The sequence below is a fragment of the Pseudoalteromonas sp. BSi20480 genome, from assembly GCF_000241365.1.
Classification (GTDB): domain Bacteria; phylum Pseudomonadota; class Gammaproteobacteria; order Enterobacterales; family Alteromonadaceae; genus Pseudoalteromonas; species Pseudoalteromonas marina.
This window is the reverse complement of record NZ_BADX01000104.1, coordinates 1-7,210: the sequence shown is the minus strand read 5'-3', so window position 1 is coordinate 7,210 and position 7,210 is coordinate 1. Positions and strand designations below refer to the sequence as shown.

Annotated in this window: 4 protein-coding genes and 1 pseudogene; 4 read left to right on the top strand and 1 reads right to left on the bottom strand. The window is 38.8% G+C overall.

What is annotated here, in order from left to right; translation table 11 throughout:
• Nucleotides 1–126: 126 nt before the first annotated feature.
• Nucleotides 127–1,416 (bottom strand): peptide-methionine (S)-S-oxide reductase MsrA, encoded by a 1,290-nt coding sequence (msrA, locus tag P20480_RS07120; protein ID WP_008130514.1) that lies wholly within the window; start codon nt 1,414–1,416, stop codon nt 127–129.
• A gap of 245 nt (nt 1,417–1,661) precedes the next feature.
• On the opposite strand from msrA, the pseudogene pxpB reads away from it, so the two are divergent.
• The 4 genes and pseudogenes from pxpB (at nt 1,662) to P20480_RS07140 (ending at nt 7,195) form a co-directional block, all read left to right on the top strand.
• Nucleotides 1,662–2,311 (top strand): annotated as a pseudogene (gene pxpB, locus P20480_RS07125) (5-oxoprolinase subunit PxpB).
• A 3-nt stretch (nt 2,312–2,314) separates the two neighbouring features.
• Nucleotides 2,315–3,244, top strand: coding sequence for a 5-oxoprolinase subunit C family protein (locus P20480_RS07130; protein WP_008130510.1), 930 nt, complete (start codon nt 2,315–2,317; stop codon nt 3,242–3,244).
• A 320-nt stretch (nt 3,245–3,564) separates the two neighbouring features.
• Nucleotides 3,565–5,238, top strand: coding sequence for an asparagine synthase B (gene asnB / locus P20480_RS07135; protein WP_008130508.1), 1,674 nt, complete (start codon nt 3,565–3,567; stop codon nt 5,236–5,238).
• Between the two features lie 376 nt (nt 5,239–5,614).
• Nucleotides 5,615–7,195, top strand: coding sequence for a BCCT family transporter (locus tag P20480_RS07140; protein WP_008130505.1), 1,581 nt, complete (start codon nt 5,615–5,617; stop codon nt 7,193–7,195).
• The last annotated feature ends 15 nt before the right edge of the window (nt 7,196–7,210 follow it).

The window sequence follows — 7,210 nt, the reverse complement described above, 5'->3', positions numbered from 1 at the left end:
TTATTTTTCAACAAAAGTGCACCACTTAGTAAATTTTTATAAAGCCCTCAATTATGAGGGCTTTTTTGTACTTGTTTCTTTACTAGTCAAAACACCAATTATAGACCGATAGGTTTATATGCGGTATTAGCTATTATCTCGAGGGACAAAGTCTAATACGGTTGCGTTTATACAATATCTATCTTTTCCTCTAGGCCCCTCACCTGGAAATAAATGTCCCAAGTGAATACCTGTGCTTTTAGACCTTAATTCTATGCGTTGCATGCCCCAACTATTGTCCTCGTGTTCGGTTACACTGTTTTTAACAGGGTGCGTAAACGACAGCCAACCTGTACCAGAATTAAAACGATCTCGAGTATCAAATAAAGCCTCACCACTGAGCTTATCGACAAAGGTGCCATCGGGTGTGTTTTTAAATATTTTATATTCTTTACAATATGGGCGATCTGTTTTTGCATTAAATGCAACTTTATAAGCTTCACTATCTCCTAATTTAAATGCACCTAATGCTTTGTAAAACGTCTCACGGCTTGCGTAGCCTTGGCGACCATATACTTCTTCACCATTTTCTAAAAATAGAATTGTGGGTGTTGCCCATGTCGCTGATTTAATGATTAACCCGTCTAATTGATCTGCGTATCTAAATGACAAAGGGATGGTGCCTTTGTAGTCATTTACCACCTCTTTTTTAAACTTCTCGCAGTAAGGGCAATAGTCTCGAGAGTCTATTATCACTATTTGTTTACCCACTAATAATGCAGTGTTGTCTTTCGTTTTAACTGGTACTGGTTCAAAAACCACACCAGTAGAATGATCAGGGCAATAACCATTAGGATTTTTTTGCAGATAATTTTGGTGGTATTCTTCAGCAGCTACAAAGCCCTCAAGTGGCTTGATAACGGTGACTATATTTCCATACCCAGCATTGGTTAATAATTGTTGGTATTGCGCTTTAACCTTTAACGCTGTGTCTTTTTGCGCATCGTTGCTCGTTAATATAATAGATCGATATTGCGTACCAATGTCATTACCTTGTTTGTTTAACTGAGTAGGGTCGTGACTTTCAAAGTAATTTTTAAGTAACTCTTGCGCAGAAATAATATTGCTGTTGTAAGTCACTTTCACTACTTCAGCGTAATTGTTTTCGTCAAAGCGGCGTGATTGCTTAGTAATGTTTTTGTAAGTAGCCTCAAACCCATTGCCATCTGCATAACCAGATTCTGCATCAATTACTCCATCTAGCGCTTCATAGCGTTTTTCTGCGCCCCAAAAACACCCCGATCCTAGTACAAGGCTTTCTACATGCATACTGGCTGCTACATCGCTTTGTTCGACCTTTTCCATCGATAAAGCAAACGCGCCTGCGCTAAATATAATTGCAGCGTCCGATAAATATAATAAATGCTGATAATTCATAATGTACCTCTAAACAAGTCCGTACTAATTAAGACCATTTAAATTTAATTATTATTTCAAACGTCGTGCTTATTTATTACGAGGCTAAACATATAAAGTTTACTTTTAAATCTAATTGACAATAAGATTTAAATTTAAGTGTGTTAACAATTTTGCATAAATGTTCTGTGTTGGTCTCAAGGGTATAAATAATTAATTAAATATGTGATAGGTTTGCTTAATGATGTTCGAATTAGGTTTTACTAATGCAAAATCCTCACGTTTACGCCTTATCAAACAATAGCTTATTGCTTGATGCCTCTCACTTAAGCACGAGCGGAACACTCAGTATTCAAAAAAAATTTGGTCTTTAGCAAATCACTGTAAAAAAGATAATTCATTTATTGATATTGTACCCGGTATGAACTCACTCACTTTATATTTAAAGCAAGATATTGAGTTAGCTAAATGGCTTGAGCAATTACCAGATATTTGGAATAACATTAAACCTAATGAGTTCGTAGCTAAACACCACAAAATCAAAACGCATTATAACGGCGAAGACTTAAACTACGTGGCAAATTTTCATAGTTTAAGCATTGATGACGTCATTAACCTTCACAGTGAGCCCCAGTACGCTGTTTTATTTTTGGGGTTTCAACCTGGTTTTGCATACTTAAATGGACTAAACAAGCAACTTTTTACACCAAGACGCTCAGAACCTCGTGTTAAAGTACCTAAAGGGTCTGTCGCTATTGGTGCTGAGCAAACAGCCATTTACCCGGCAGATTCGCCTGGTGGCTGGCATATTATTGGCCAAACTGACATACCATTATTTGATGCAACGCAAAAAAGCCCATGCTTAATACAGCCTGGTGACACGCTTGAATTTATACCTGTATCTGTGGGGAAATAAATAATGATTAAAGTTATTAAAAGTGGCCCATTACTGAGCATCCAAGATTTTGGACGTAACGGATACCGCCATTTAGGCGTTAGTCAGTCTGGCAGCTTAGACCCTTACGCACAAACCATAGCAAACTGCCTTTTAAATAATGATAAAAACGCCGCTGTTCTTGAGGTAACCGTTGGCTTGTGCGAACTTGCGTTTGAATGCAACACTGTTATTGCCTTATTTGGTGCTGATTTAAATGCAACACTTGATGAAAAACCGATTTACCCAGGTTGGACATATAATATTAAACAAAAACAGGTGCTAAAATTTTCAACCGGCAGAGCAGGATTAAGAGCCTACATTGCCGTTAAAGGTGGTATTCAAAGCCCGGTTGTTATGAACTCTAAAGCAACTGACTTAAATGCTGGTTTTGGCGGACTAAATGGCAAATCGCTCATAGCCGGTGACACTATTAAAATAACTCCTTACCAATCAGAATTTACTCAATGCGGTGCACTTATGCCGCCAAAACGTAAAATTGTTCGCGTATACCCAAGCCCACATGCAAAGCTTTTCTCAAAACAGATCATTAATGGGTTTACTCAGTCGTCGTTTAAAGTGAGTCACAATAGTAACCGCATGGGTGTTAGGCTTCAAAGTGATAATTATTCTTTAACCCACTCACACTCATTGCCTTCTCTTGCTGTAAGCCCCGGAAGTATTCAACTTCCACCAAATGGAGAACCCATTGTTTTGTTAAACGATGCGCAAACAACGGGGGGTTACCCCTTATTAGGCACCGTAATTGAAGCAGATTTGCATCAATTTGCGCAATACAGACCACTAGATATAATTGAATTTGAATATGTGACGTTTAAGCAAGCATTACACGCCAAACAAAAGCTCGACGGTCATTTAAACCAGTTAAAAATTGCACTTAAAAGCAAACGTTAAGCAATAATTAGTTACGTTTAACTTTTACTAATAAGTCGTGGCTTATTGCACCACTGTGTTACAAAAACGAGCTGTCTGTAAAGCAAGCTCACTTGGATAACTCACTAATAGTATAGAGTTTGAGCAATAGAATTGATGCAAAAATAATCATAGTTACTCCTTGTTCACCAACAAGGTGCGGTCACTTAAACATTGGTGCATAAATTATTCTTAATTAATTGCAAAAGCTATGTGACTTGAGTAAATATTTCTGATAAAACAAGGGTTCGCAGTTCAGCAAATTGGCTGATCTGCACACATAATAGGAATGAGGAGTTACTATGTGTTCAATCTTTGGGGTATTAGATATTAAATCTGATCCCGCTCAATTGCGAACTCAAGCAATTGAAATGTCAAAATTACTACGACACCGAGGCCCAGATTGGTCTGGTGTTTACGCGTCTGAAAAAGCAATTTTAGTTCACGAACGTCTTGCAATTGTTGGCGTATCTAGTGGTGCGCAACCTTTATACAACCCTGAAAAAACGCATATTTTAGCGGTAAATGGGGAAATATATAATCACAAAGAGCTAGCTGCAAACTTAAACACTGATTTTACTTTTCAGACACAGTCTGACTGTGAAGTAATATTAGCGCTGTATAAACAGAAAGGTCCTGAGTTTTTAGATGACTTGAACGGTATTTTTGCATTTTGCTTATACGATGAAGAAAATGACGCCTACTTAATTGGTCGCGATCACATTGGTATTATACCGCTATACACTGGCCACGATGAGCACGGTAACTTTTATGTTGCATCTGAGCTAAAAGCACTTTCTCCAATTTGTAAACATATTGAAGAATTTCCTCCTGGTCATTACCTTTACAGTAAAGATGGTGAATTAAAGCCGTATTATAAACGCGATTGGCAAACGTTCGACGCAGTGAAAGATAACAGTGCAGAATCATCAGATGTGAAAGACGCACTAGAGGCAGCCGTTAAGCGCCAACTTATGTGTGATGTACCTTACGGTGTATTACTATCTGGTGGATTAGACTCATCGGTTATTTCTGCTATTACACAGCGTTTTGCAGCTAAACGTATTGAAGATAACGACGAAAGTGATGCTTGGTGGCCTAAGCTTCACTCGTTTTCAGTGGGTCTTGAGGGTTCACCCGATTTAGCGGCAGCTCAAAAGGTAGCCGACATGATTGGGACAGTGCACCACCCTATCATTTTTACTATTCAAGAGGGTATTGATGCGCTTCGTGAAGTTATTTACCACATAGAAACTTATGATGTAACCACTATTCGTGCATCAACCCCTATGTATTTAATGGCTCGTCAAATTAAAGCCATGGGTATTAAAATGGTTCTTTCTGGTGAGGGTGCAGATGAATTATTTGGTGGTTACTTATACTTCCATAAAGCGCCAAATGCACAAGAGTTTCACGAAGAACTAAACCGTAAAGTATCTAAACTTCATATGTTTGACTGCCTGCGCGCTAATAAGTCAATGGCCGCATGGGGTGTTGAAGCCCGCGTACCATTCTTAGACAAAGAATTTGTTGATGTTGCTATGCGCATCAATCCTGAAGCTAAAATGTGTAAAGATGGCAAAATTGAAAAGCATATTTTACGTGAAGGCTTTGGTGGTTACCTACCTGATGAAGTTTTATGGCGCCAAAAAGAACAGTTTTCTGATGGTGTTGGCTACAGCTGGATAGATACATTAAAAGAGTATGTTGAAGAGCAAGTAAGCGATCAAGACCTCGCTAACGCTAAGTTCAAATACCCTATTAATACCCCTGATTCAAAAGAAGCTTATTACTACCGTGCTATTTTTGAGTCGCACTTCCCAGGTGACGCCTCGGCTAAGTGTGTACCACACGGTAAGTCAGTCGCTTGCTCGACACCAGAAGCACTAGCTTGGGATGAATCATTCCAAAATAATGCGGACCCTTCTGGTCGTGCAGCGGGCGTACACAACGACGCTTACACAGGTAAAAAATAAGCACTAACGTATACACTGCATAAGTTTTATGCAGTGTATAAACTTCCACCACCCCGTTAGGTTCATTTTCTTCTTCAACTTACTAGACTGCTTGGTCTATAAATAATTACTTTAATTATAGTTTAAGTTCTAAGCTTATAGTTTTTATCTACCTACTATTATTTTTTTAAATAGCTATTTTTATGGCTAACATTACCCTTAAAACACGCTATTTTAACTATTTGTTACTTTTATCGTTTATGTAGCTGCGTATCATCTGTAAGATAGAAAAATAAATAGTTAGTCTTCAAATTATTTTTTATTCTCAGTATATAGACTAATGTATTTAATGGGCGGCTGGATAACCAGTTATTTATAATTACAAAAGAGGTATTGCATGAAGGAAAATCATGACAAATATAGTATTGATAATACAGATTACACCGTAGGACAGGATAACGTCCAAAAGTGGGGGTTTGATATTCATAACCCTGTTTTTGGGATTAGTGCGGGTCTTATTATTTTATTTTTAGTTGCCTTGCTTGTCACCGAGCCACAAACAGCTAAAACTGCGCTCGATACTATTAAATTCGATATTATTAATAACTTTGATGCGCTATTTATGTGGGCTGCTAACTTTTTCGTCGTTTTCTGTTTAGCGCTTATTGTATCTCCATACGGAAATATACGCTTGGGAGGAAGTGAAGCTAAACCCTCTCATACTCGCCTTTCATGGCTTGCAATGTTATTTGCCGCTGGTATGGGTATCGGCCTTATGTTTTGGGGTGTAGCAGAACCTGTTGCTTATTATACTGGCTGGTACGAAACACCATTAAACGTTGCAGCAAACACACCAGAAGCTGCAAAATTAGCCATGGGCGCAACCATGTTCCACTGGGGTCTTCATCCATGGGCAATTTATGCAGTGGTTAGTTTATCTCTGGCTTTTTTTGCTTACAATAAGGGGCTCCCGCTTTCAACCCGTTCGATTTTTTATCCGATTTTAGGTGATAAAGCGTGGGGATGGCCGGGGCATATTATTGATATTTTGGCTGTTTTGGCTACTTTATTTGGGTTAGCAACTTCATTAGGTTTAGGTGCGCAGCAAGCCTCAGCGGGGATTAACCATGTATTTGGTTTAGAAGGCGGTATTGGCTCGCAAATTTTAGTTATTGTAGGGGTTACTTTATTAGCCGTTATATCCGTTGTTCGCGGTATTGATGGCGGTGTAAAGCTATTAAGTAATATAAACATGCTGATAGCGTTTGTATTACTGTTGTTTGTTTGCCTAGTTGGTTTTGCTGTAGCTATGGGGAATGTTCCAAATACAGTAATGGGGTATGTAGAAAACATTATTCCTTTGAGTAACCCACACGGCCGTGAAGACGAAACATGGATGCACGGTTGGACTGTATTTTACTGGGCATGGTGGATTTCGTGGTCACCGTTTGTTGGTATGTTTATAGCTCGTGTTTCACGCGGACGCACTATTCGTGAATTCTTAATCGCTGTATTACTTATTCCAACTTTAGTAACGGTATTGTGGATGTCTATCTACGGTGGTATTGCAATTGATCAAATTATCAATGGTGTTGGCGCACTTGGGCTTAATGGCTTAACTGAAGTCCCTTTAGCAATGTTTCATATGCTGGATGAACTGCCGCTTTCAAATATATTATCGTTTATTGCGATTGTTCTTGTACTTGTGTTTTTTATTACCTCGTCAGACTCTGGGTCGTTAGTAATCGATTCTATTACAGCCGGTGGTAAGATTGACGCTCCCGTTCCCCAGCGTATATTTTGGGCTACAGTTGAGGGCGCTATTGCTGCTGCGCTACTTTGGATTGGCGGAACACAAGCCATTGAAGCTTTACAAGCGGGTGCTGTGTCAACAGGTTTACCATTTACGTTTGTGCTTTTACTTATGTGTGTAAGCTTATTATTAGGTTTAAGAACTGAGCCTCGCCCAGTTAAGTAATAAATTAACAACAAT